This is a genomic window from Paraburkholderia sp. D15 (genome assembly GCF_029910215.1).
Taxonomy (GTDB): Bacteria; Pseudomonadota; Gammaproteobacteria; order Burkholderiales; family Burkholderiaceae; genus Paraburkholderia.
In genome coordinates this window covers 193,783-216,500 of the sequence record NZ_CP110396.1, presented here as the reverse complement: position 1 = coordinate 216,500, position 22,718 = coordinate 193,783, and the positions used below count along the sequence as shown (strand labels likewise).

The window sequence follows — 22,718 nt, the reverse complement described above, 5'->3', positions numbered from 1 at the left end:
GCGGCGCGGTGGGTGGAAATGCACCGGTCACTTTAGCCGCGCGGATAGCCGGCGCGGTGACGTGGCGCAATCTCCTGCACCTTAGCGCAGCGGCCGGAGGGCCGCAATCGGGGAGGGGTGAGGCAAAGGGGGAAGCAAAGCGGGCCGGGGGCGGCGGGGCAGTTCGCGTGCTTGTACGCTGCCCCGGCGCCGAACGGCGCGAACGGGCGGATCGAGTGTCGAGACGTCGAGACGGCGGGACGTCGCGCGTTCCGCTCAGGCTTCGGCGAAATCGCCCAGCAGTTCGGCGCAGATCATCGCGGAGGCATTGGCGGGAGCCGGGCGTTCGGCCGGCTTGAACACCGCGTCGCCGCGACGGATCTTGCGGCGCGACACCGCGCACGTGCCCGAGGTGTGCGCCGAGCGGCGGCGCCAGCGCTGCTCGCCATAATGACATCGCCCCGGTTCGACCCAGCGGATCACCAGCGTCGTGTCGGAGCGTTCGAGAATTTCGATGCGCACGCCATTGGTACCGTCAAGGGGGATGGACTCTAAGGTCATCATCATCGGCTCCGTATTGTGGTGTGCCGAATTTAGCCCTGTGCGCGCCGGATAGCCATTGTGCGCGAGTTGAAACACTGTTCTCGAATTAGCAACAATGATATTTGACTTCCGCGCTTGCCCGAAATGACGGCGTTTTGCGGGTCATATGACGACAATTTAGAGATAAGGCTGATTTTTGCAACGCAGTGTTGTACGCAGCGCGACGACGGGAGCGCCCCGAAGTGCGCGGCAAGGCCGACAGCGCTTCCTTTAAGATGTCATCTATCTGGCGAGCGACCGTGGAAAGGCAGTGTAACGGTTCTGGTTTTTTCCGGTCGGCTCGCTTACATCGAACGATCTCGAACGCCATCGAACAACTCCGAACGTGCAAGGAACGCGCATTGCGGAGAATCTCGTCCGATGCCGGACTTTTACACGTATCGACACAATCCCATTTCAAAGCGCTCATTCATGAATTCACGCCCGCCCGTTCCACCGCCCGCCGCCTCGCCCGCCTCGCAACCCACCGCGCCAACCTCGCCAACCTCGCCAACCTCGCCGTTCCGCTCCAAAAAACAGAAGGCCGCCTCGTTCGCGCTGTATATCGGGCTGGTGCTGCTGGCGTTGTGGGTGGTGCGCGACTTCATCGCGGTGGTCGCGTGGGCGGGCGTGCTGGCCATCGCGCTGTGGCCCCTGCTGCGCAAGATCGAAGGTCAGCGCTGGTTCACGGGCCGCACCACCTTGATCGCCGCCGTGCTGACGCTCGCGATCGCGCTGCTGGTGGTGCTGCCGGTCGGCATCGGCATCGCGCAGGCGCTGCACGAGGCGCATGACATGACCGAGTGGTTCAGGACCGTGCAGGAAAACGGCATCGCGATGCCGGACTTCATCCAGCGTCTGCCGTTCGGCGTGCAGCAGATCACGGCCTGGTGGCAGGCCAACCTCGCGCAGCCGCTGCGCGACTCGGCGGCCATGAAAGGGCTGCACAGCGCCACCGTGATGACGCTCGGCCGCCATTTCGGCGCCCGCGCCGCGCATGCGGTGATGGTGTTCGCCTTCATGCTGGTGACGCTGTTCGTGATCTTTCAGGCGGGGCCGCGTCTGTCGGCGTCGCTGGCCACCGGCATGCGGCGCGGTTTCGGCGAAGACGGCGCGCAACTGCTGCAGCGCATGGCCACGGCGGTGCGCGGCACGGTGTCGGGGCTCGTCGTGGTGGGACTGGGCGAGGGCGCGCTGCTGGGCGTCGCGTACGCGGTGACGGGGCTGCCGCACGTCGCGTTGCTGGCGGCGATCACCGCGGTCGCCGCGATGCTGCCGTTCTGCGCGCCGCTCACCTTCGGTCTCGCGGCCTTGTGGCTGCTGTCGCAAGGCGCGGTGGCGGGGGCGATCGGGCTGGCCGTGTTCGGCTCGGTGGTGGTGTTCGTCGCCGAGCACTTCGTGCGGCCGGTGCTGATCGGCAACTCGACGCGCCTGCCGTTCCTGCTCGTGCTGTTCGGCATTCTCGGCGGCGCGGAGACGTTCGGCTTGCTGGGCATCTTCATCGGCCCGGCCTTGATGACCGTGCTGATGGTGTTGTGGACCGATCTGGTGGAGTAAGCGCGCCGGCCTTCAAGGCCGTCCGTTCGACGGATGGTCCTGCGCCTGGGTTTGCGTTTGCGTCTGCGTTTGCGTTTGCGTCGACGGCTTCGCGCAGCCGAGCGTGTACTTGAGCGCGGCCGGCAGCAGCGCGCTCCACACGTCCCATGTATGGCCGCCGTCGATCACCCGCAGCGCGGCGGGGTTGCCCGCCAGCCGCAGATGCGTGTAAAGCGACGACGCGTCGGCCTGGATCGCGAGGTCGTCGTCGCCGGCGGCGATGAACATCGGCAGGCGATACGGCTTGCTCATGTAGCGCTCCCATTGCGCCGGATAGTTCAGCTCGCGCCACACGCGCGGATCGAACTCGCGCTCGCCGAACACGCCGACGCGCCGCGCCGCCGACGCGCGCGGCGGCTCGTTCGCATAGATCGCCGGGCTCAGCAGCAGCGCGCCGCAAAAGCGCTCCGGCTGCGTGAGCGCGTAGCGCAACGCGCCGAAGCCGCCCATCGACACGCCGCCGATCATGCGTCCGCCGCGCTGCGTCGATACCGCGTAGCGCGCTTCGATCTCCGGCAGCAGATCGTCGAAGAACGCGGTCTCCATCTTTTCCTTGCGATCGACGTACCAGCCGGTGCCGCCTTGCGGCATCACGATCGCGACCGGCGGCATGTCCTTGCGGTCGATCAGCGTGTCGGCGGCGGCCTGCAGATGGCCTTGCGTGAGCCAGTCGTTGGCGTCGCCGTTATTGCCGTGCAGGAGATACAGCACGGGCATGCGCGCGGCGTCGTGACGATAGCCGGTGGGCAGATAGATCGTGTAGTGCCAGTCGCGGCCGAGCGCGTCCGAATGGAAGCTGCGGCTGAGCACGGTGCTCGCGCAGGCGGAATCCTGCGCGGCGACGCAGAGCGCGACGAGGGCGGAAGGGAGCAGTGAACGCATAACGGGGAAAAAGCCGCCGCGGACCGCGCGAAGGCGCGCGCACGCGAAGTTTAAGGCGAGGTGCGCAGGCGCACGCCGACGAGCCGCGACGCGAACCGCCGGACCGGCTGTTCGCCAAGCGCGACCGCGAACAGCGCGCCGACCGCGACCGCATCGGCGAGCAGGCCGAGCGGGTAGTTCAGATAGCCGTCGGTGGCGGCGTACAGCACCGAGTCGACCACCAGCGAAATCACCGCGCCGGCGATGAAGCACAACAACCCCTTGCGGCCGATCACGCCGACCCACGGCAGCCGTTGCGCGAGCTTGCGCGCCCAGCCGAGCTGGATCAGATTCGCGACGAGCCAGGCGATCGCGAGAAAGTTGAACGCGCGCAGATAGGACAGGTTCTGCTTGAGACTGCCGTCGAGCGGCTCGCGCTCGATGAACAGCTTGTAGTACGCGGCGGCGGCCACCACCGCGACCGCCAGCACGCTGATCACCCAGCCCAGCCGATGCGCGCTGACGCGCTGATACACCGGCTGGCAACGGGCCAGCACGCCAAGCACGAACATCAATTGCCATGCGAACGGGTTGAAGTCCCAGTGCATGTCGGGCGCGGCGGGCAGATACGCGTCGATGGCCGGCGCCCCCGCCCACAGCGCGACGCTGCCGGCCAGCAGCCACCACGGCTTGCTGCGCGCGAGCGGCAGGATCATCGGCACGAGCAGCGCGAAGAACGCGTACATCGGCAACACGGAGGCGAGGTACGGCTGGCGGCGGAACAGCAGGATGTCGCGCAATGCGGCGACGGGCGCATCCATCAGATCGTCGAGATCCGTGGTGGCGAGATTCGGCCCGTCGATGCTGAACGCGGTGAGCACGGCGCTCACCAGCAGCATCAATCCGGCGGTGATCAGGAACGCGCGATAGATCTCCAGCGAGCGCCGCAGGAAGCGGCTGCGCGCGATCGTCTCGTTGCGCCGTTCGGCGAGCGCCGCGTACGCGGTGGCGGTCGCGAAGCCGCCGAGGAACACGAACACCTCGGCGGCATCGCACAGCGCGTACGCATGCAGCGTGACGCGCGACAGAATGCTGCCGCCGATATGATCGACGACGATGATCAGCAGCACGAGGCCGCGGAAGAAATCGAGCTCGACGAGTCGAGAGGAGGACGGTTGCATGATGGGCGCCCAAAGCAGCCTCGTGCGACGGCGCGCTGATTCAGCGCGGCAAGCGTCTCACACGGCTTGATGAATGGAGTGTCGTGCTGCGGCGGATACGCGATCCACGTCGCCGCTTCAACTGGACGGCGCGAAGCAGGTCCGGTTGCAGAGGGCTAGAAAGGTGACCCCTGGTGACGGCGCTGAGTTCCGCTGCAGCGCCGCGAAAGCTTTCGATTATATTTCTTTCCGTGACAAAGACGCAGCGGGCCGGGCACGTCGCGGGCAGCGGAAACGCGTTGCCGGTCGTGCTGCACTTCAGTCCAGGCGCGGCGTTGCCGTTTACCTGAAGGTGCGTCGGGAAAGAAGCGGCGTTCGCACGAAGTGGAGATTTCGCAACAATTTGAGATATCTGCATGACACCCGATAGACGCCCAGCTAACGGCGTGTGAGGATTTCTTCAAGACGCGTCGGACTCGGTGAAAGTCCTGTCGGAGCGTCAACAAGCGTCAACAAGAAAGCGGCCGGATCGAGTTGTCCCATTGCTCGAGTGCAGGGAGATCATCATGAACAAGCAAGTGTTCGCGCTGGCTGTCTCCACCGCTTTGTCTACCTCCCTGTTCGTCGCTTTCTCCACGCCTGCCGCCGCGCAGACGAGCGTCACGCTGTACGGCGTGCTCGACGAGGGGATCAACTACACCAACAACGTCGGCCGCGGGCATGTGTACGAACTCGCGAGCGGCGACGCACAGGGTAGCCGCTGGGGCCTGAAAGGCTCGGAAGAACTGGGCGGCGGCCTGAAGGCCATCTTCGATCTGGAAAACGGTTTCGACGTCAGCTCCGGGCGCTTCAATCAGGGCGGCCGGATGTTCGGCCGTCAGGCGTTCGTCGGCTTGAGTTCGGAGAGTTACGGCAGCCTGACGTTTGGCCGTCAATACGATTCGGTGGTCGACTATCTGGCGCAGACAACGGCCAACGGCAACTGGGCCGGCGAGCTGTTTTCGCACCCGTACGACAACGACAACACCGACAACTCGTTCCGCCTCGACAACTCGCTCAAGTACACGAGCCCGTCGCTGTCGGGGTTCCAGTTCGGCGGCGTGTACAGCTTCAGCAACGATACGAACTTCGCGAACAATCGTGCGTACAGCTTCGGCGGACAGTATGCGTATGGCGGCTTGCTGGTCGCGGGTGCGTATCTGCAGGCGGACAATCCCGGTTTCGGCGCGAACGGCGCGATCACGTCGAACGACGCGAGCTTCATTGCCGGACGCATGCGTGTGTTCGGCGGCGGCATCACATACAACTTCGGGCCGGCGACGGCCGGCTTCGTGTACACCAACTCGAACTACCTGGACCCGACCGGCAACGGCTACCTGGGCATCACGCCGCTCGTGCCGCCCGGCATTCTGCTGAACTCGCTGAAGTATCAGAACTTCGAGCTGAACGGCAAATACCAGGTGTCGCCGATGCTGTTCGTCGGCGCGCAGTACGTGTACACGATGGAAAGCTACGACGCCTCGAACGGCGGCGTGAAGCCGCGCATTCATTCGTTCGGCCTGATGGCGGACTACAACCTGTCCAAGCGCACGGACGTCTACATTCAAGGCGAGTATCAGCAGGTCACCGGCGATTCGACGTACTCGATTCTCGACGACGCGTTCACGCCCGGCACGCAGTCGCCGTCGTCGACCTCGAAGCAGGTGGTGGTGCGCGCGGCGATCCGGCACAAGTTCTAGACGCCGACGCGCTGTCTATTTCCGGCTGTCCATTTCCCGCTTTCGACTTTCGGCCTTCGATGCCTGACGGCCCTCAGTTCATCACATAGTTCTGGAACAGGATGCCGATCACCACGCCCGCCGGAATGCCGAAGGTGCGCCCGCGCAACGTCGCGCTCAGGTCTTCGTCGAGCACGAAGCTGCAACGGCGTTCGCGCCAGACGGTTTTGTAGGCCAACGGTTTGGCATCGACGATCACGACGGCGATCAGCACCGTCACGATCACCTGCTGGACCGCATGCAGGCGCGCGATGAACGGCGAGAACTCGCCGGCGTTACTGAGCAGCACCATGATGACGGCGCTCACCAGCGCGCCGAAGAAAAAACCGCTCATGAAGCGGTTCGCGGAATGAAGGGAATCCACTGCAACCTCGACCTCATCCGTCACGCGGAGGCACGCGACGGAGCAAAAAAATAAATCATGGAAATGACGTGTCGTTTCCGTTCGCCGAACGCAGACCGCCGCGCGTGACAGGTGTCACGGCCAAGCGGGGCGCGTCGAAACGACAGGATCATCAAGGATATTTTTTTAGCAGGCCGCGAGCTAGCGGCCGTTTCCGAACGTGATGCGCGATGGATCGGAGCATCGCGTACGCGTCATGAACCGGCGAGTCAGGGTTTGGGGATCTGCTGTCGGAATTAGCTCTGAATCTGCCCACCGCGACGTCAGAGATTCAGCTTCGCGTACTGCAACAGCATGATCGTCTTGCCGTCGGCGATCTCGCCGCGCTCGACCATCGCGAGCGCCTGATCGAGCGGCAACTCCAGCACCTCGATATCCTCGCCTTCGGCCGCGATACCGCCGCCCGCGCTCACTTTCGCGCGCGCATCGTATTCGGCGACGAAAAAATGCAGCTTCTCGGTGACCGAACCGGGGCTCATGAACGCCTCGAAGACCTTGCGCACTTCATGCACGCGATAGCCGGTTTCCTCCTCGACTTCCGCGCGAATCCGTTCTTCCGGCGAGGCCGTTTCGAGCAGACCGGCCGGCGCCTCGATCAGCATGCCGTGATGACCGTTGACGAAGGCCGGCAGCCGGAACTGGCGCGTCAGCACCACCGTGCGGCGGCGCGGATCGAACAGCAGCAGCGTCGCGCCGTTGCCGCGGTCGTAGGTTTCGCGGCTCTGACGTTGCCAGCTGCCGTCGGCGCGAAGGAAGTCGAAGGTGGTTTTTTTCAGCACGTACCAGTCGTCCGACAGCACTTCGACGTCGATGATCCGCACCCGCTCGGCGGCATTCTGGGTCATGGCTTGCATCCTGTTCTCGTTGACGAAGCGGGCAGCGCCGCATGCGAGTCATGTTATCGTGCGAGTTCGTGCAATAACAAGTAATTTCGTGCAAAATGTAGAATGGCGAAATTCGCGTGGCAGCCTTGCCCGCCATCCTTCGAGACCGACACCGTGCTCACATCGCAAAGAAAGCAACTGATCCTCGACGCCCTGAAACGCAACGGGCAAGTGGTCGCGAAGACCTTGAGCGTCGAGTACGACGTCTCCGAGGACACCATCCGCCGCGATTTACGCGAACTCGCCGCCGAAGGCCTGCTGCAACGGGTGCACGGCGGCGCGCTGCCGGCGTCGCCGGCAGCGGTGGATTTCGCCGGGCGCGAGCGGATCGAGTCGGCGTCGAAGGCGGCGATCGGCCGCGCGGCCGCGGGCATGATCGCGCCGGGCCAGATCGCGTTCGTCGACGGCGGCACGACCGCGGTGCAACTGGCGCGTCATCTGCCGCGCGACTTGCGGGCGACCATCGTCACGCACAGTCCGAGCGTCGCGGTCGAACTGGTGAATCACGCGCAACTGGAAGTCGTGATGATCGGCGGGCGTCTTTTCAAACACTCGATGGTCAACGTCGGCGCGGCCGCGATCGAAACGCTCAGCCATATCCGCGCCGATCTGTTCTTCATGGGGGTGACCGGCGTGCATCCGCAGGCGGGACTGAGCACCGGCGATCGCGAGGAGGCCTATGTAAAGCGCGCGTTCGCCGAGCACGCGGCGGAGACGGTCGTGCTGGCGTCGGCGGAAAAACTGCACGCGGCGTCGGCGTACCGGATCGCGGACGTGACGGCGGCGAGCACGATCGTCGTCGAGCGCAATACCGGCGATGCGCTCACCGCGCCGTTCGAGGCACTCGGCATCGGCATCGTGCGCGCGTGACGCGCCCGGGAACGATGCACCTGACGATCCGAGCGCGCTGAACGCGCTGACCACGCTCACCGCGCGAAACGTAAAAGTAAAAAATGCGCCCGCAACGAAAACCCCTATAAAAAGCGCTATAAACGTCAAAACATAACGGCGCGACATAACGCCGCGCTTTTGTCATACCCAATCCGTTATTCGCAAAATAGCGGCCAAAAATCGGCGCACCCTGCGGCGAATCAGCGCGATAATCGCGACCTTTGCCCGGCAAAGGGCAGACAAAAAGGCAACTCACGGTAGTTCAAAGGTCAATCAGATCGATCGCGGCGCGCCAGACCAAGGGCGTTGTAGATCGCCGGTAGTACGGACGCGCATAATGGTCCGTAGTTCGAACACCTCCTTCGTGGTTCCACTTCCGTCCGGCACGCAAACCTTGCGTGTCAGCGCGCGCGTCGCCGCGCGTGCGGCGGCAGGGAACGCGCGCGCGTTCCGCCGCCGGGTTGCCGCCGTGTTTTTTAAAGGAGAAGTCCATGGGGAAACTCGACCTTTCGCGTCGTAGTTTTCTGAAGGCGAGCGTCGTTGCGGGTGTGTCGGTGTATCTCGCGCCGATGGGCAGCCGCGCATTCGCTGCGTTGTTCGAAGAGAAAATTCTGACGCCGGTGCAGTGGGATGCCGCGAACGGTCAGGCGAAATTCCGTATCGACGGAATCGCCAAGGTGACCGGCTCGAAGGTGTTCGCCCGCGACATTCGCGCCACCGACATGCCGCACTGGCCGCAGCAGCAATCGCACGCGTTCATCGTGCGCACCACGCTCGCGGATCGCACGTACGAGGGCTTCGATCTGTCGCTGCTCGGCGCGGATCTGCAACCGGACCGCGTGGTGACGGCCGCCGATCTGACGCGCGACGGCCTGATCTTCCCCGCCTTCTACGGCGACGACATGCTGCTGCCGCCGGGCAAGACGCCCGCGTATCTCGGCCAGGCGGTCGCGATCCTCATCTATCACGACTTCGCACGTTTCCGTTTCGCGAAGGATGCGCTCAAGTTCCAGGATCAGATCATTCGCTACGGCGCGCAGACCGGTCCGCTCGAACGCGATCCGTGGGGCACGTTCCGCTTCGTGCGCGTGGGCGGCAAGACGCCGTACGACGACGATGTGTTCTCCAGCCTGAAAGACGCGCCGATCTTCCCAAGCATGATGCGCAAGCATCAGCCGGTGTGGCCGGACGGCGTCGAGCACGGCAAGCTGGATCAGCAGGGCATGTTCTACGCCGGGCAGATCCAGCAGGAACTGGACAAGCCGTCGCCGGACTGGCTCGTGATGGAACGCGAGTACAACACGCAGTCGATCGACACGGCCGCGCTCGAGCCCGACAACGCGAACTGCTGGTACGACGCCGCGACGCAATCGCTGCACATGGTGGTGCCGACCCAGGCGCCGTCCGAGGTGGTCGACAGCGCGGCCGGCATGGTCGCGAAGTGCGCGTTCCCGGTGAAGAACCTGTTCATCCACCCGTGCTACACGGTCGGCTACGGCTCGAAGGATCACTTCAACGTGCCGTTCTACGGCCTCGTCTGCGCGATGTATTCGAACGGCCGTCCGGTGCGTCTCGCGAACGATCGCTACGAGCAGTTCCAGACCTCGCTGAAGCGTCACGCGTTCAAGATGAACTACCGCATCGCGGTCGATCGCAAGACCGGTCTGATGCAGACGTTCACCGCGCAGATGGAAGCGAACGGCGGCGGCCGCTGCAACTTCTCGCCCTCGGTGGCGATGGTGGGCGCGACCGCCGCGCAGTCGATCTACTATCTGCCGAAGACCGATCTCTCGGCGGTGGCGATCGCCTCGCGCGCGATCGACGCCGGCTCGGCGCGCGGCTACGGCACGCTGCAGAGCATGGCCGCGACCGAAATGATGGTCGACGAAATCGCCGCGCAACTGAATCTCGATCCGATCGAATTCCGTCTGAAGAATGCGCTGCGCTCCGGCATGAAGAACACCCAGGGCGCGGTCCCGGCCGGCGCGATCCGCGTCGACGATGTGTTGAACCAGGCGCGCGTGCATCCGCTGTGGGTGAATCGCGCGAAGCGTAAGGCCGAGTACGAAACCGCCCATCCGGGCAAGCGCTACGGCGTCGGTTTCGCGTGCGTGCAGAAGGACTTCGGCACCGGCGCGGAGACCTCGTTCGCGAAGGTCGAATTCAGCGCCGACGGCAAGATCAGTCTGCAGCACACGGCCGCCGAGATCGGCACCGGCATGTCGACCTCGCAGGCCGTCGCGGTCGCGAAGTGGCTCGGCAAGCCGGCCACCGACGTGCACGTCGCGATCACCGACTGGCCGGATCTGCCGGTCGTCACGAGCGGCGATCCGTACATGATGTCGCAGGCGGATCAGGACAAGCTCGCGGCGAATCCGCGCTGGTCGCCGGGCTATGCGTCGCCGTCGAGCGCGACCAACTCCGCGTTCTATTTCACGCACAGCACGCGCGAGGCGGCGCGGGTCGTGTTCACGCACGGTCTATGGCCGGCGGCGCGCGCGATCTGGAGCCAGGGCGGTGGCGGCGGTCAGGCCGCGCCGCTGGTGGTGCGCATCGAGGACGCGCGCTGGGTGGACGGCAAGCTGTCGGCGGCGGGGCTCGAAGCGCTGCCGTTCGAACAGCTCGCGAAGAAGGCGCACGAACTGGGTCTCGTCACCGGCGCGGTGGTGCACGTGTTCAATCGCTGGCAGTGGACCGAGGCGGACTTCGAGATCGACGGCGTGGTCGATCGGTTGCCGCTCGATGGTCTCGCGCTGCGCTACGGCGACAACGCACCCGACGACCGCAAGAAATTGCAGACCACGACGAATCGCTATCGCGTGCTGGATCGTCAGCGCGTGTTCATTCCGCCGGTTCAGCGCAACAACGCGGCCGTCACGTATTACAGCGCGGTCGGCACGCTGGTCGAACTGTCGGTGCACGAAGCGAGCGGCAAGGTCGATCTGCTCGCGCATCACTCGATCATGGAGTGCGGCAACCAGATCTCGCCGCAACTCGTGTCGGGCCAGTTGCAAGGCGGCCTCGCGATGGGCATCGGCCACGCGCTGCACGAATATCTGCCGCTGTACGAAGACGGTCCCGGCAACGGTACGTGGAACTTCAACCGCTACCACCTGCCGCGCGCCGAAGACGTCGCGGTCTGGAAACAGACCAGCGAAGTGTTGCCGCCGCTCACCGAAACCGATCCGCCGAAGGGCATCGCCGAAGTGGTGATGATCCCGGTGGTCGGCGCGATCGTGAACGGCATCGCGCACGCGATCGGTCATCGGTTCACCGATCTGCCGGTTACCCCGCAACGCATTCAGGAGGTGCTCGCATGACGGCCCCTAACAAAGACATGGCTAAAGCGGCGAGCCAGACTACCGCTGCCGACGCGGCCAAGGTGCCGGCGTCGGGCGCCGCGCTTGCATCGAGCCCGGCGGCTACGTCCGGCGCGGCGGCTGCATCCGCGGCAAGCGCAGCATCCCCGGCAAGCGCAGCATCCCCGGCAAGCGCAGCATCCCCGGCAAGCGCCGCGGCACCGGCGAGCGCCGCCGGCGTGGTCGAGCGTCCGCTCACGCATTTCCGCACGCTGCCCGTATCGATCAAGGTCAACGGCGAGATCGTCGGCCCGGCCGACGTGCCCGCCGGTCTGATGATGATCGACTACCTGCACGAGTATCTGCATCTGACGGGCTCGCGGCTCGGTTGCGGCCAGGGCATCTGCCACGCGTGCGTGGTGATCGTCGACAACCCGGACGGCACCAGCGAGGAAGTGCGCACCTGCATCACCGGCGCGAACTACTTCAACGGCAAGACCATCCGCACGATCGAAGGTCACGCGAAGCGCAACGAGGCGGGCGAAGTGGTCGAGATGTCGGCGATCCAGCAGAAGTTTCTCGAACACTTCAGCTTCCAGTGCGGTTACTGCACGCCGGGTTTCGTCAATGCGGCCACGGTGCTGATCGAGCGGTTGAAGCGTCAGCCGGTCGCGCGCGATCAGGTCGAGGCGACCATCACCGAAGCGCTGAACGATCACATCTGCCGCTGTACGGGCTACGTGCGTTACTACGAAGCGGTGAAGGAAGTCGTGCTGACCACGCCCGGCCTCGTGAAGGGCGGCACGGCGGGCCAACCCGGCCAATCCGCGCAAACCGAAGGGGCCGCCGCATGATGCGCCGACCCACCACCACCTTGCGTCACGCGCTGCTGCTGCTCGGCGCCGCGTTCGCGCTGAGCGCGTGCGGCAAGCACGAGGACCTGTCCGCGTCGGCGATTGCCGCCGCCGCGGCGGCCGGCCCGCAATCCACCGCCGCCGATCCGCTCGCGCGCGGCCGCTACCTCGTGAAAGCCGCCGACTGCGCGGCCTGCCACACCACGGCGGACGGCGCACGTTTCGCCGGCGGCGTGAAGCTCGCATCGCCGTTCGGCACCTTCTACGGCACCAACATCACGCCGGACAAGGAACACGGCATCGGCAACTGGAGCGCGGACGATCTGTACAAGGCGCTGCACGACGGCGTGACGCCGGACAAGCATCTGTACCCGGCGATGCCCTATACGTCGTACCGTCAGCTCTCGCGCGCGGATAGCGATGCGATCTACGCGTATCTGATGGCGCAGAAGCCGGCGGCGGTGCCGAACCACGCGCCCGAGCTGTCGTTCCCGTTCAACATGCGTTTCGGCGTGCGTTTCTGGAACTGGGTGTTTCTGAAGGACAGCTTGCCGGACGCGTCGAGCACGCCGCCCGCGGGCACCTCGGCTGAAGCGGCGGCGGACTGGTATCGCGGCCGCTATCTGGCGGGCGCGCTCGGCCATTGCGCCGAATGCCACACGCCGCGCGCGAAGACCGGTCAGCTCGACGGCGCGAAACCGCTGGAGGGCGCCGCGCTCGGCCGCATCGCCGCGCCGGACATCACGCCGCAGGGTCTCGCCGCGCGCGGCTGGAACGCCGCCGATCTGCAGACGTTCTTCGCGACGGGCATCGCGCCGCAAGGCTCGGCGTTCGGCGAGATGTATCCGGTCGTGCATCTGAGCAGCCAGTACATGACGCACGACGATCTGCGCGCGATGTCGACGTATCTGCTCGGCGTGCAGCCGCCGGCGCCGCAGCCGGTGCAGTCGGTGTCGGCCGATGCCGCGCAGCTCGAAGCGGGCCGCAACGTGTATCTCGCCGTGTGCGCCGGCTGTCACGGCATCAACGGCGAAGGCAAGCCGCACGTCGCGGTGCCGATGCGCGCGAACTCGACGCTGCGTCAGAGCGATCCGCACAACCTGCTCGTCGCGATGCTGGACGGTCTCGCCGCGCAGGATTTCCCGGGCCTCGAACGGATGCAGGAGATGCCGGGCTTCGCGAAGCAACTGAGCGACGAGGACGCGGCGCAACTCGCGAACTATCTGCGCGCGACGTACGGCGGCCAGCATGCCGACGTCACCGCCGATGCGGTCAAGGCGCTGCGTTGAGCGCATTGCGCTGAACGTATTGCGCTGAACGCGCTCGTGCGTTGAACCGAAATGCGTCAGCGACGACGCGATGAAAAGAAACCGGTGTCTGTTCTCAAGCAGACACCGGTTTTTTTATTGCCTGCCGTTTTCGCCGGTCGCCGATGCGCTCGCCGTCCCATGACGAAAACGATTCAAGTTCTCCGATCCCATGCCGTTATAGCAAACGTTACCGACCGCATGCCGGCTTCGCGCCGACTCCGCGTTTTGCGTTGAACACCCGTTGCGGGCGCAACGTTCTCCGCAACACGGCGGGTAAGGTTTGTATCAGTTTGTTTGGAGCGGAGCGTTTTCTTCAAGACGCACTTTACAATTCCGCTGGAATTTTTATCGAGGTCCGGCCCTTTTCGCGAGAGAGGCGCTGTGTCGATGCCTGCGGGCATCCGGTGCCGGCGGCAGGGCGGATCGATCGGCAGGACCCGGATGAGCGCCGCACGAGACGGCCTCGCCGTGTCGCGAAGACAGGCCGCGCGGCGTGGCAACGCGCGCATCGCACGCGACAGGCGTGCATCCGGTCCGCCCTTGAACAAGGCAGGAGTCGGACATGATGGAAAAGCGTTTCGACAGAACGATCAAGGCCAGCCTGGCCGGCGTGTGGGTCGCATTGGCCGTCGGCGGTTGCGCGAACGTCGGGCAGCAGAACGCACAGACAGGCGCGGCGACGGATGCCACGGCCTCCGCCGTGCCGGCCGCGAATGCGCCGGATGCATCGGCGAGCGCGGCTGCGTGCGCGCAACTGAAAGTCGCCGCCAATCCCGGCAAAAATCCCCATACGTCGCTGAAGAAATCGCCGCCGCTGGTGTATCGCGTGAAGCACGGCGATACGCTCGCGCGTATTGCGCAGCGTCATCATGTGAGCGTCAGGCAGTTGCAGGCGTGGAACGACGGGTTGACGGCGAAGTCGCGATTGAAACTGGGGCAGGTGGTGCACGTCGCGTCGCCGGAAACGGTGCGCGCGGCGAATGCGGCGAATGCCACGGCGGCCGCCGCTGCGGCTGCTTCGAAGACCGCGACGGCGTCGACAGCATCCGTTGCGGCCGCCTCGCAGCAGGCCGGCGGCGCGACTGCCTGCACGAATGCTTCGACGAATGCCTCCGCGTCCGCATCCGCGGCCAGTACCGCGCAACCCAACACTTCCGCACCTGCGCCGAGCCCTGCCGTGGCCCGCGAAGTGATGCAGGAAACCTCGCGGCACGCGAACGGCGTCGCGCTGGCGTGGCCGGCGGGCGGTCGTGTCGTCGAGGGATTCCAGGCGGGCGAGACGCGCGGCATCGAAATCGGCGGCAAGCCGGGCGATCCGGTGCGGGCCGCCGCCGACGGCAAGGTGATGTACGCCGGGACCGGCTTGAACAGCTACGGCAGTCTGATCATCGTCCAGCACAACAAGGACTTCCTGACCGCGTACTCGCATAACCGCCGGCTGCTCGTCAAAACCGGCGATATCGTTCGCCAGGGGCAGCAGATCGCCGAGATGGGCGACGAGAACAACTCGCGTGTGTCCGTCGGTTTCGAGCTTCGCCGCGACGGCAAGCCGATCGACCCGATGCCTTATCTGCCGCAAGGCCGCGGTTAAGCGGCGTTTGAGTGGTGCTTGGCTAGCGCTTAAGTAGCGCTCAAAAAACGCTCAAGCCGCAGCCGGGCGCCGCCGCTACTTCTCCGCCACGCCACGCAACACCTGCGATACCTGCCCATGCAGATGCAGGATCGCGGGATCGGCCTGCAGCAACGGCAGATAGCGCGGCAGAAAAACATTGTTGGGCTGATCGGGCGAAAACAGGCCCGTCACCGCTTCATACGCGCCGAGACGGTCGGCGGCATCCGCTTCCTTGTCGTCGAGAATTTCGTCGACGCTCGCGATCACCGTCGACAGCGGCGCGAGCCAGCGAAACCCCGACCCGTTGATGAGCACTTGCAGGAACGCCGCCGGCGTCACCGGACCGAATTCCTTTTCATACGCCGCGCGCTCGTGATCGAGAATCGCCTTGTGCAGCGACAGAAGCGGTTTGCGAATCTCCGAGAGGATTTGCGTGCATTGCTGATCGTTCATCGTGCGGCTCCTTCGGATGGTCGGCCGGAAACGCTCCGGCATGCGTGAGGTCGGATCGAATGAAAACCGGCCGATGCAGGCCGTCGAATCGCGCCAACCCATCCTAACAAAATCGCTTCGGCCCGTCGCGTCGCCTCGCGCGACCTCGCCTCGCCGCGCGGCCACGCTGCGCAATTGTTTATGCGCGACTACAATTTGCCGATCTTCCCCGGCGCGTTCGCGCCATGCATCGAATGCCTGTTTGAACTGAACGTGAGCCGCCACGCGTATTAGTTTGGCTGATCGAATAAAGGCGGCCGGTCTCAGTGATTTGGTTCGACGTCTCTGTCTAAACAGCTTCATCGACAACAAACCCCACCCGGAGCCGCTCATGACAACCCTGAATATCAACGGCCAGTCGCATACCGTCGATGCCCCGCCCGACATGCCCCTGTTGTGGGTGCTGCGCGATCTCGTCGGCTTGACGGGCACCAAGTTCGGTTGCGGCATCGCGCAATGCGGCGCCTGCACCGTGCATCTCGACGGCGTCGCGGTGCGCTCCTGCGTGCTGCCGGCCGCCGCGGTCGGCGAGCGCAAGATCACCACGATCGAAGCGGTGGGCACGACGCCTGCCGGGCAGAAAGTGCAGCAGGCGTGGCGGCAGCTCGACGTGGTGCAGTGCGGCTACTGCCAGTCCGGGCAGGTGATGTCGGCGGCCTCGCTGCTCGCGAGCAACCCCAATCCCACCGACGCCGACATCGACGCCGCGATGGCCGGCAACATCTGCCGCTGCGGGACATACAACCGCATCCGCGCGGCGATCAAGCAAGCCGCGAAGGGAGCCTGACATGTCCCAGGGACTGCTCGATGCAGGCAACGGCGCGCCGTTGCCGAAGGCGGGAGCGGCACGCGTATCGCGGCGCGCCTTTCTGAAATTCGGCGTGACCGTCGGCGCGGCGGCCGGCGGCGGCCTGCTGCTCGGCTTCAGTCTGCCGGCCGCCAGCCAGGACCGGAAGGCGGGCGCCTCGGTGGTGGGCGGCGACGGGATCGAAACCCCGCAAAGCGGCGTATTCGCGCCGAACGCGTTCGTCCAGATCGACACGACCGGCAAGGTCACGCTGGTGATCCCCAAGGTCGAGATGGGCCAGGGCGTCTATACGTCGATTCCGATGCTGATCGCGGAAGAACTCGAAGTGCCGCTCGATTCGGTCACGGTCGATCACGCGCCGCCGAACGAAAAGCTCTTCATGGACCCATTGCTCGGCGGTCAGCTGACCGGCGGCTCGACGTCGATCCGCTATGCGTGGGAGCCGATGCGCCGCGCGGGCGCGAGCGCACGCGTGCTGCTGACGACTGCCGCCGCGCAGCAATGGCAGGTCGATCCGGCGAGCTGTCATGCGGCGAACGGGCAGGTGATTCACGAGGCCAGCAAACGCAGCATCGGTTACGGTCAGCTGGTGGAGTCCGCCGCTAAACTGCCCGCGCCGCAGAACGTCCCGTTGAAACAGCCGAAGGATTTCAAGCTGATCGGCACGCCGCAGAAGCGGCTCGATTCGCCGGAGAAAGTGGACGGCACCGCGATGTTCGGTCTCGACGTGCGCGTGCCCGACATGGTCTACGCGGCGATCGCCAATTGCCCGGTGTTCGGCGGCACGCTCGCGAGCGTCGACGACAGCAACGCGAAGAAGATTCCCGGCGTGCGCCAGGTGGTGAAGATCGACAACGCGGTTGCCGTGATCGGCGACCACACATGGGCCGCGAAGCGCGGCGTGCAGGCGCTCGTCATCCAGTGGAACGAAGGCACGGGCAGTTCGCTGTCGATGCAGCAGATCGTCGCCGATCTCACCTCGGCGGCGCAGCGCAACGGCGCGGTGGCGCGCAAGGACGGCGACGTCGGCAACGCGTTCGCCAACGCGAAGACGCGCGTCGACGCGGTCTATCAGCAGCCGTTCCTCGCGCACGCCACCATGGAGCCGGTCAACTGCACGGTGCACGTGCGGCCCGACGGTTGCGACATCTGGCTCGGCTCGCAGGTGCCGACCCGTGTGGTGGATGCCGCGGTCGCGGTCACCGGATTGCCGGCCGACAGCATCGTCGTGCACAACCATCTGATCGGCGGTGGCTTCGGCCGGCGGCTGGAGTTCGACATGGTCACCCAGGCGGTCAAAGTGGCCAGACAACTGTCGACGCCGGTCAAGGTCACGTGGACGCGCGAGGAAGACATCCAGCACGACATGTACCGGCCGTACTACTACGACAAGATTTCGGCGGGTCTCGATGCGAACGGCAAGCCGGTCGCGTGGCAGCACCGGATCGTCGGGTCGTCGGTGATCGCGCGGTTCGCGCCGCCTGCGTTCAAGAACGGCATCGACCCGGACGCGGTGGAAGTGGCCGCCGATCTGCCGTACGACCTGCCGAATCAGTTGATCGACTATGTGCGCCAGGAACCGCGCACCGTGCCCACCGCGTTCTGGCGCGGCGTGGGTCCGACGCGCGGCACGTTCGTGGTGGAAAGCTTCATCGACGAACTCGCGGCGCAGGCGAAGATCGATCCGGTCAAATACCGCCAGGATCTGCTTGGCAAGACGCCGCGCGCGCTGAACGTGCTCAACGTCGCGACCCAGGCGGCGGGCTGGGGCGGTGCGCTGCCGAAGGGGCAAGGGCGCGGCGTGTCGGTCATGCATGCGTTCGGCAGCTTCTTCGCGATCGTGGTGGAGGTCGCGGTGGAGCAGGGCGACGTCGCGGTCAAGCGCGTGGTCTGCGCGGTCGATTGCGGCATGGTGGTGAATCCGAACACGATCGAGGCGCAGGTGCAGGGCGGCATCGTGTTCGGTATCACGGCGGCGCTGTACAGCGAGATCACCATCAAGAACGGCCGCGTCGAACAGAACAATTTCACCGACTACCGGATGCTGCGCATCGATCAGTCGCCACCGATCGAGGTGCATATCGTGAAGAGCGGCGAGGCGCCCGGCGGCATCGGCGAACCCGGCACGGCCGCGCTCGCGCCCGCGCTGACCAACGCGATTTATGCGGCCACGGGCACGCGGCTGCGGCAATTGCCGGTCGGCAGCCAGCTGCGTACCGCCTAACCGGAGCCCGATCATGAAGAACACACTGAAGGGCGTCGGCGCGGCGTTGTGCATCGCGTTGCCGTTGTACGCGCAACTATCCGGACAGGCGGCGGCGCAAACCGGAACGGGCGCCAACGTGCAATCCACCGCGCAATCCACCGATACGGCGCTGATCCAGCGCGGCGCCTATCTCGCGAAAGCCGGCGACTGCACCGCCTGTCATACGGCCCCGAAGGGCAAGCCGTTCGCGGGCGGCCTGCCGATGACCACGCCGATGGGTCGCATCTACACCACCAACATCACGCCCGACGCGCAGACCGGCATCGGCACCTACACCGAGGAAGACTTTGCGCGGGCGATGCGCGAAGGCGTCGCGAAAGACGGCCACAACCTGTATCCGGCGATGCCGTATCCGTCGTATGCGAAGGTGGCCGACGACGACATGAGGGCGCTGTACGCGTACTTCATGAGCGGCGTCGCGCCGGTGCAGCAGGCCAATCGCGAGCCGGACATTCCGTGGCCGCTGAACATGCGCTGGCCGCTGAAGTTCTGGAACATGGTGTTCCTGGAGAAGGGTGTCTATCGCGACAAGCCGGGCAAGGACGTCGCGTGGAATCGCGGCGCGTATCTGATTCAGGGGCTCGGGCACTGCGGATCGTGCCATACGCCGCGCGGCATCGCGTTCCAGGAGAAAGCCCTCGACGAAAGCGGCAGCGCGTTTCTCACCGGCGGTCTGCTCGACGGCTGGTTCGCGGCGAATCTGACCGGCGAGCACAACGTCGGCCTGGGCCGCTGGAACGATCAGGATCTGCAGGCGTTCCTGAAGACGGGCGCCAACCGGCACGCGTCCGCGTTCGGTTCGATGACGAGCGTGATCAACAACAGCACGCAGGGCATGAGCGATACCGACATCGCCGCGATGACGACGTATCTGAAGTCGCTGCCTGCCGCCGGCGGGAGCGGCGCGCCGCCGTACGCGTACGATCCGCAAACGACGAAAGTATCGCTGAACCGTCCCGCCAACGATGCCGGCGCACGCGTGTACACCGCGTATTGCATGCATTGCCACGGCGTCGACGGGCGCGGTTTCGCGCCGATGCTGGCGCCGCTCGCGGGCAATCCGAACGTGCTGGAGACGGACCCGTCGTCGTTGATCAACGTGACGCTGAACGGCACGGAGGACCTGGTGATCGGCGGCATTCCCGCACCGTATCCGATGCCGAAGTACGCGCCGGTGCTCAGCGATCAGCAGATCGCCGACGTGCTGAGCTTCGTGCGGGCCGGGTGGAATAACGGCGCGCCGTCGGTGAGCGCGGCGGAGGTCGCGAAGCTGCGCAAGTCGACGCAGGCGGCGAGATAGCGTCGATCCGGGAAACGAAAACGGCAACCGCGTTCGCTGTGCGGTTGCCGTTTCTTATCTGCTGGAGACCTTGTTGCGCTCAATCGGCCTAGCGATGCTGTCCCACCTTCTGCCTCTTCTCCAGCACGCGCGCATACCACGTCAACGGAAAACACATCGCGAAGTAAATCATCGCGACCATGCCGTAGATCGGGAACGGACGGAACGCGGCGTTGGTGATCATCGTGCCGGTCTTGGTCAATTCGGTGAAGCCGATGATCGACGCGAGCGCGGTGCTTTTCACGACCTGCACGAGAAAGCCGACCGTCGGCGCGACCGCGATTTTCAACGCCTGCGGCCACACGATATAGCGCAATTGCTGGCCGAAGGTCATGCCGAGACTCGCGCCCGCGGCCCATTGACCGCGCGGCACCGCTTCGACGCAACCGCGCCAGATGTCGGCCAGATACGCGCTCGTGTAGAGCGTCAGCGTGACCGTGGCCGCGACCCAGGGCGATACGTCGACGCCCAGTAACGGCAAACCGAAGAACGCGAGAAACAGTTGCATCAGCAACGGCGTGCCCTGAAATACCTCGACGTACACGATGACGATGCGCCGCAACCACGCGATCGGCGACACGCGCATCGCGAGCAGGATCAAGCCGACGATCCCGCCGCCGACGAACGCGATCAACGACAGCAGCACCGTCCAGCGCGCGGCGAGCAGCAGATTGCGGGCGATGTCCCACAGCGTGAATTCGACCATGATCAGCGCTCCGTCGGCAGGGTGCGGGCGCCGCGCCACATCAGGCGGCTGCGCCAGTTGCGCGGCGCGGTGCCGCTGCTGTTGCTGCTGCTATTGTCGTTACCGCGCGCGGCCCGGCCCGCGAACAGACCGCGCCCAAAACGATTGAGCAGTTGCCGCAACACGATCGACAGCACCAGATACGTGACGGTGATGATCACGTAGCTCTCGAACGAGCGGAAGTTGCGCGACTGGATGAAGTTGGCCGCGTAGGTGAGATCGGGCACGGAGATCTGCGACACCACCGCCGAGCCAAGCATCACGATCAGCACCTGGCCGAGCAGCGCGGGAAAAACATTGGCGACCGCCTGCGGCAGCACGACGAAGCGGAACACCTGGCGTCCGTGCAGACCGAGCGCCTGCGCTGCCTGCACCTGACCGCGCGGAATCGAATCGATGCCGGCGCGCACGATCTCGATCGCGTACGCGCCGAGATTGACGCTCATCGCCAGAATCGCCGCCTGGATTTCGTCGATGTGAATGCCGAGGCTCGGCAAGCCGAAGAACACGAAGAACAACTGCACGATGAACGGCGTATTGCGGATCAGCTCGACGTAACTCGCGACGAGCCAGCGCGCCCATTTCGGCCCCGCCGCCGCGATGCTCGCCCCGCCGATGCCGATCGCCCCGCCGAGCGCCGTGGACACGGCGGTGAGCCCGAGCGTGACGGCCGCGCCGCGCGCGAGCAGGCCCGCGTAGAGGCCGAAGCCGCTGAAATCGAACGCATAGGTCATGGCGTGGCGCTCATCGTGAGTCCGTCGATCAGGTCGGTGTTGCGTGTGTTAGAGGTCCGCCGGCAACGGCGCACGCAGCCACTTCTGCGAAATCGCGTTCATGGTGCCGTCCTTGCGGGCGCGGGCGATCACGTCGTCGACTTTCTGCTTCAGACGCGGCTCGTTCTTGTTCAGGCCGACGTGATCCGGCGAGCTGAACAGCGAGAATTTCTGCTCCGGATCGTTGGCCGGATGCCGCGCGAGAATCGTCGCGCCGACGTCGTTGCCGACCACCATCAACTGTACCTGACCAGAAAGAAACGCCGATATTGCGCCGTTGGGATCGTCGAATCTTTTGATGTTCGCGCTGGGCGGCGCGATCTTCGTCACGCTCAGGTCTTCCAGCGTGCCGCGCGCGACCGAGATCGATTTGCCGGCGAGGTCGGCGGCGTTCTTCACCGGCAGCGACTTCGGACCGAAAACCGCGAGGTAGTACGGCGCGTACGGCTGCGAGAAATCGATCACCTTTTCGCGCTCGGGCGTCTGGCCGACTGAAAGCAGCATGTCAGCCTTGTGGTCGGCGAGATAGGCCATGCGGTTGTCGCCCGTCACCTGCACGAGTTCGACCTTCGCGTTGAGCGCCTTGCCGATCAGATTGGCGACGTCGATGTCGTAGCCCTGCGGCTTCATATCCGGACCGATCGAACCGAACGGCGGGTAGTCCTCGAACACGCCGATGCGCACGGTGCCGGTCCTGGCGATGGTATCGAGCGCATCGGCATGCGCGGCCGAGGGCAACGCACACAGCGCGCCGACGCCGGTGAACGCGAGCACGGCGGCGAGCGTGGCGAACGCGCGGCGCGTGTGACGCGAGTGACGCGAGTGACGCATGTGACGTGTGTGAGACGAGGCGGCTTGAACTGAGTGGGGCATGGTCATTCCTCTGGCGGATAGGTCGGGTCTGAATGGCGTTGTTCTGGTGGCCGGTGCTTGCACTCTAGGTTTGCCAAAATCCCGCGCCAATCGAAATCTGCGCATGGCGCGCATGACGTAAGCTCATGCGCGCGTGGCGCGGGCGGCGCCGGATTGGTCGCGCGGCGATTTGTGAAACGCTATGCTGTCGGCTTGCGAGAGGGCCGGCGCGGC

General features: G+C 65.3%; 20 protein-coding genes. 10 read left to right on the top strand and 10 right to left on the bottom strand.

The genetic code is table 11. From position 1 onward, the window contains the following. Positions 1-255: 255 nt before the first annotated feature. Positions 256-540 (bottom strand): DUF3331 domain-containing protein, encoded by a 285-nt coding sequence (locus LFL96_RS20525; protein WP_281003819.1) that lies wholly within the window; start codon positions 538-540, stop codon positions 256-258. 453 nt (positions 541-993) lie between these two features. Here LFL96_RS20525 and LFL96_RS20520 point away from each other — a divergent pair, with 453 nt between their 5' ends. Then, positions 994-2,118 (top strand): AI-2E family transporter, encoded by a 1,125-nt coding sequence (locus LFL96_RS20520; RefSeq protein ID WP_281002541.1) that lies wholly within the window; start codon positions 994-996, stop codon positions 2,116-2,118. Positions 2,119-2,130: 12 nt separating this feature from the next. Here LFL96_RS20520 and LFL96_RS20515 read toward each other — a convergent pair whose 3' ends face one another. Next, positions 2,131-3,039: an alpha/beta hydrolase-fold protein gene (locus tag LFL96_RS20515; RefSeq protein WP_281002540.1), complete on the bottom strand. Its 909-nt coding sequence runs from the start codon at positions 3,037-3,039 to the stop codon at positions 2,131-2,133. Positions 3,040-3,089: 50 nt separating this feature from the next. Then, positions 3,090-4,199 carry an OpgC domain-containing protein gene (locus LFL96_RS20510; protein WP_281002539.1) on the bottom strand — a complete coding sequence of 370 codons (1,110 nt, stop codon included), beginning with the start codon at positions 4,197-4,199 and terminating at the stop codon, positions 3,090-3,092. Positions 4,200-4,744: 545 nt separating this feature from the next. Between LFL96_RS20510 and LFL96_RS20505 the strand changes: the two genes are divergently transcribed. Further along, entirely contained in the window at positions 4,745-5,917 is a 1,173-nt protein-coding gene (locus LFL96_RS20505) for a porin (protein WP_281002538.1), read from the top strand. Positions 5,918-5,990: 73 nt separating this feature from the next. On the opposite strand, the gene LFL96_RS20500 is transcribed toward LFL96_RS20505, so the two are convergent. Together LFL96_RS20500 and LFL96_RS20495 are read right to left on the bottom strand one after the other, a co-directional pair. After that, positions 5,991-6,320, bottom strand: coding sequence for a hypothetical protein (locus tag LFL96_RS20500; protein WP_281002537.1), 330 nt, complete (start codon positions 6,318-6,320; stop codon positions 5,991-5,993). A gap of 302 nt (positions 6,321-6,622) precedes the next feature. Continuing rightward, positions 6,623-7,204, bottom strand: a complete 582-nt coding sequence (locus LFL96_RS20495) for an NUDIX domain-containing protein (RefSeq protein ID WP_281002536.1) — start codon at positions 7,202-7,204, stop codon at positions 6,623-6,625. A gap of 153 nt (positions 7,205-7,357) precedes the next feature. Here LFL96_RS20495 and LFL96_RS20490 point away from each other — a divergent pair, with 153 nt between their 5' ends. Beyond that, positions 7,358-8,113, top strand: a complete 756-nt coding sequence (locus LFL96_RS20490; protein WP_281002535.1) for a DeoR/GlpR family DNA-binding transcription regulator — start codon at positions 7,358-7,360, stop codon at positions 8,111-8,113. Positions 8,114-8,396: 283 nt separating this feature from the next. Here the strand turns inward: LFL96_RS20490 and LFL96_RS20485 are convergent, their stop codons facing one another. Further along, complete coding sequence (locus tag LFL96_RS20485) at positions 8,397-8,627, bottom strand: hypothetical protein (RefSeq protein WP_281002534.1); 231 nt, start codon at positions 8,625-8,627, stop codon at positions 8,397-8,399. Here LFL96_RS20485 and LFL96_RS20480 point away from each other — a divergent pair. The 4 genes from LFL96_RS20480 to LFL96_RS20465 all read left to right on the top strand — a co-directional run bounded on the left by LFL96_RS20480 (position 8,626) and on the right by LFL96_RS20465 (position 15,188). After that, positions 8,626-11,454, top strand: a complete 2,829-nt coding sequence (locus LFL96_RS20480) for a molybdopterin cofactor-binding domain-containing protein (protein ID WP_281002533.1) — start codon at positions 8,626-8,628, stop codon at positions 11,452-11,454. The genes LFL96_RS20485 and LFL96_RS20480 overlap by 2 nt on opposite strands. Next, positions 11,451-12,287, top strand: coding sequence for a (2Fe-2S)-binding protein (locus LFL96_RS20475; RefSeq protein ID WP_281002532.1), 837 nt, complete (start codon positions 11,451-11,453; stop codon positions 12,285-12,287). Before LFL96_RS20480 ends, LFL96_RS20475 begins: the two co-directional genes overlap by 4 nt. Then, the gene (locus LFL96_RS20470) at positions 12,287-13,576 is read left to right on the top strand and encodes a cytochrome c (protein ID WP_281003818.1); all 1,290 of its coding nucleotides are present in this window, start codon (positions 12,287-12,289) and stop codon (positions 13,574-13,576) included. The genes LFL96_RS20475 and LFL96_RS20470 overlap by 1 nt, the downstream gene beginning before the upstream one ends. 586 nt (positions 13,577-14,162) lie before the next feature. Beyond that, entirely contained in the window at positions 14,163-15,188 is a 1,026-nt protein-coding gene (locus tag LFL96_RS20465) for a peptidoglycan DD-metalloendopeptidase family protein (RefSeq protein ID WP_281003817.1), read from the top strand. Positions 15,189-15,263: 75 nt separating this feature from the next. On the opposite strand, the gene LFL96_RS20460 is transcribed toward LFL96_RS20465, so the two are convergent. Continuing rightward, a complete protein-coding gene (locus tag LFL96_RS20460) occupies positions 15,264-15,662 on the bottom strand; it encodes a hypothetical protein (RefSeq protein WP_281002531.1) in 399 nt (132 codons plus the stop codon). A gap of 370 nt (positions 15,663-16,032) precedes the next feature. On the opposite strand from LFL96_RS20460, the gene LFL96_RS20455 reads away from it, so the two are divergent. From LFL96_RS20455 to LFL96_RS20445, 3 genes are read left to right on the top strand one after another with little or no spacing between them, the layout of a single operon-like run. Then, on the top strand, positions 16,033-16,488 hold the full coding sequence (locus tag LFL96_RS20455; protein WP_281002530.1) for a (2Fe-2S)-binding protein: 456 nt from the start codon (positions 16,033-16,035) through the stop codon (positions 16,486-16,488). 1 nt (position 16,489) lies between these two features. Beyond that, positions 16,490-18,733 carry a xanthine dehydrogenase family protein molybdopterin-binding subunit gene (locus LFL96_RS20450; protein WP_281002529.1) on the top strand — a complete coding sequence of 748 codons (2,244 nt, stop codon included), beginning with the start codon at positions 16,490-16,492 and terminating at the stop codon, positions 18,731-18,733. Positions 18,734-18,746: 13 nt separating this feature from the next. After that, positions 18,747-20,075, top strand: a complete 1,329-nt coding sequence (locus LFL96_RS20445; protein WP_281002528.1) for a cytochrome c — start codon at positions 18,747-18,749, stop codon at positions 20,073-20,075. Positions 20,076-20,163: 88 nt separating this feature from the next. Here the strand turns inward: LFL96_RS20445 and LFL96_RS20440 are convergent, their stop codons facing one another. The 3 genes from LFL96_RS20440 to LFL96_RS20430 are packed head-to-tail and all read right to left on the bottom strand — an operon-like array spanning position 20,164 to position 22,463. Then, complete coding sequence (locus LFL96_RS20440; protein ID WP_281002527.1) at positions 20,164-20,820, bottom strand: amino acid ABC transporter permease; 657 nt, start codon at positions 20,818-20,820, stop codon at positions 20,164-20,166. 2 nt (positions 20,821-20,822) lie between these two features. Next, a complete protein-coding gene (locus LFL96_RS20435; RefSeq protein WP_281002526.1) occupies positions 20,823-21,593 on the bottom strand; it encodes an amino acid ABC transporter permease in 771 nt (256 codons plus the stop codon). Between the two features lie 48 nt (positions 21,594-21,641). Further along, entirely contained in the window at positions 21,642-22,463 is an 822-nt protein-coding gene (locus tag LFL96_RS20430; protein ID WP_281003816.1) for a transporter substrate-binding domain-containing protein, read from the bottom strand. Positions 22,464-22,718: the final 255 nt, after the last annotated feature.

What these genes read in the sequence shown, in the direction of transcription:
- LFL96_RS20525 (WP_281003819.1), bottom strand. Translation starts at nt 540, where the DNA reads ATGACCTTAGAGTCCATCCCCCTTGACGGTACCAATGGCGTGCGCATC.
- LFL96_RS20520 (WP_281002541.1), top strand. Translation starts at nt 994, where the DNA reads ATGAATTCACGCCCGCCCGTTCCACCGCCCGCCGCCTCGCCCGCCTCG.
- LFL96_RS20515 (WP_281002540.1), bottom strand. Translation starts at nt 3,039, where the DNA reads ATGCGTTCACTGCTCCCTTCCGCCCTCGTCGCGCTCTGCGTCGCCGCG.
- LFL96_RS20510 (WP_281002539.1), bottom strand. Translation starts at nt 4,199, where the DNA reads ATGCAACCGTCCTCCTCTCGACTCGTCGAGCTCGATTTCTTCCGCGGC.
- LFL96_RS20505 (WP_281002538.1), top strand. Translation starts at nt 4,745, where the DNA reads ATGAACAAGCAAGTGTTCGCGCTGGCTGTCTCCACCGCTTTGTCTACC.
- LFL96_RS20495 (WP_281002536.1), bottom strand. Translation starts at nt 7,204, where the DNA reads ATGACCCAGAATGCCGCCGAGCGGGTGCGGATCATCGACGTCGAAGTG.
- LFL96_RS20480 (WP_281002533.1), top strand. Translation starts at nt 8,626, where the DNA reads ATGGGGAAACTCGACCTTTCGCGTCGTAGTTTTCTGAAGGCGAGCGTC.
- LFL96_RS20485 (WP_281002534.1), bottom strand. Translation starts at nt 8,627, where the DNA reads ATGGACTTCTCCTTTAAAAAACACGGCGGCAACCCGGCGGCGGAACGC.
- LFL96_RS20475 (WP_281002532.1), top strand. Translation starts at nt 11,451, where the DNA reads ATGACGGCCCCTAACAAAGACATGGCTAAAGCGGCGAGCCAGACTACC.
- LFL96_RS20470 (WP_281003818.1), top strand. Translation starts at nt 12,287, where the DNA reads ATGCGCCGACCCACCACCACCTTGCGTCACGCGCTGCTGCTGCTCGGC.
- LFL96_RS20465 (WP_281003817.1), top strand. Translation starts at nt 14,163, where the DNA reads ATGGAAAAGCGTTTCGACAGAACGATCAAGGCCAGCCTGGCCGGCGTG.
- LFL96_RS20460 (WP_281002531.1), bottom strand. Translation starts at nt 15,662, where the DNA reads ATGAACGATCAGCAATGCACGCAAATCCTCTCGGAGATTCGCAAACCG.
- LFL96_RS20455 (WP_281002530.1), top strand. Translation starts at nt 16,033, where the DNA reads ATGACAACCCTGAATATCAACGGCCAGTCGCATACCGTCGATGCCCCG.
- LFL96_RS20450 (WP_281002529.1), top strand. Translation starts at nt 16,490, where the DNA reads ATGTCCCAGGGACTGCTCGATGCAGGCAACGGCGCGCCGTTGCCGAAG.
- LFL96_RS20445 (WP_281002528.1), top strand. Translation starts at nt 18,747, where the DNA reads ATGAAGAACACACTGAAGGGCGTCGGCGCGGCGTTGTGCATCGCGTTG.
- LFL96_RS20440 (WP_281002527.1), bottom strand. Translation starts at nt 20,820, where the DNA reads ATGGTCGAATTCACGCTGTGGGACATCGCCCGCAATCTGCTGCTCGCC.
- LFL96_RS20435 (WP_281002526.1), bottom strand. Translation starts at nt 21,593, where the DNA reads ATGACCTATGCGTTCGATTTCAGCGGCTTCGGCCTCTACGCGGGCCTG.
- LFL96_RS20430 (WP_281003816.1), bottom strand. Translation starts at nt 22,463, where the DNA reads ATGCGTCACTCGCGTCACTCGCGTCACACGCGCCGCGCGTTCGCCACG.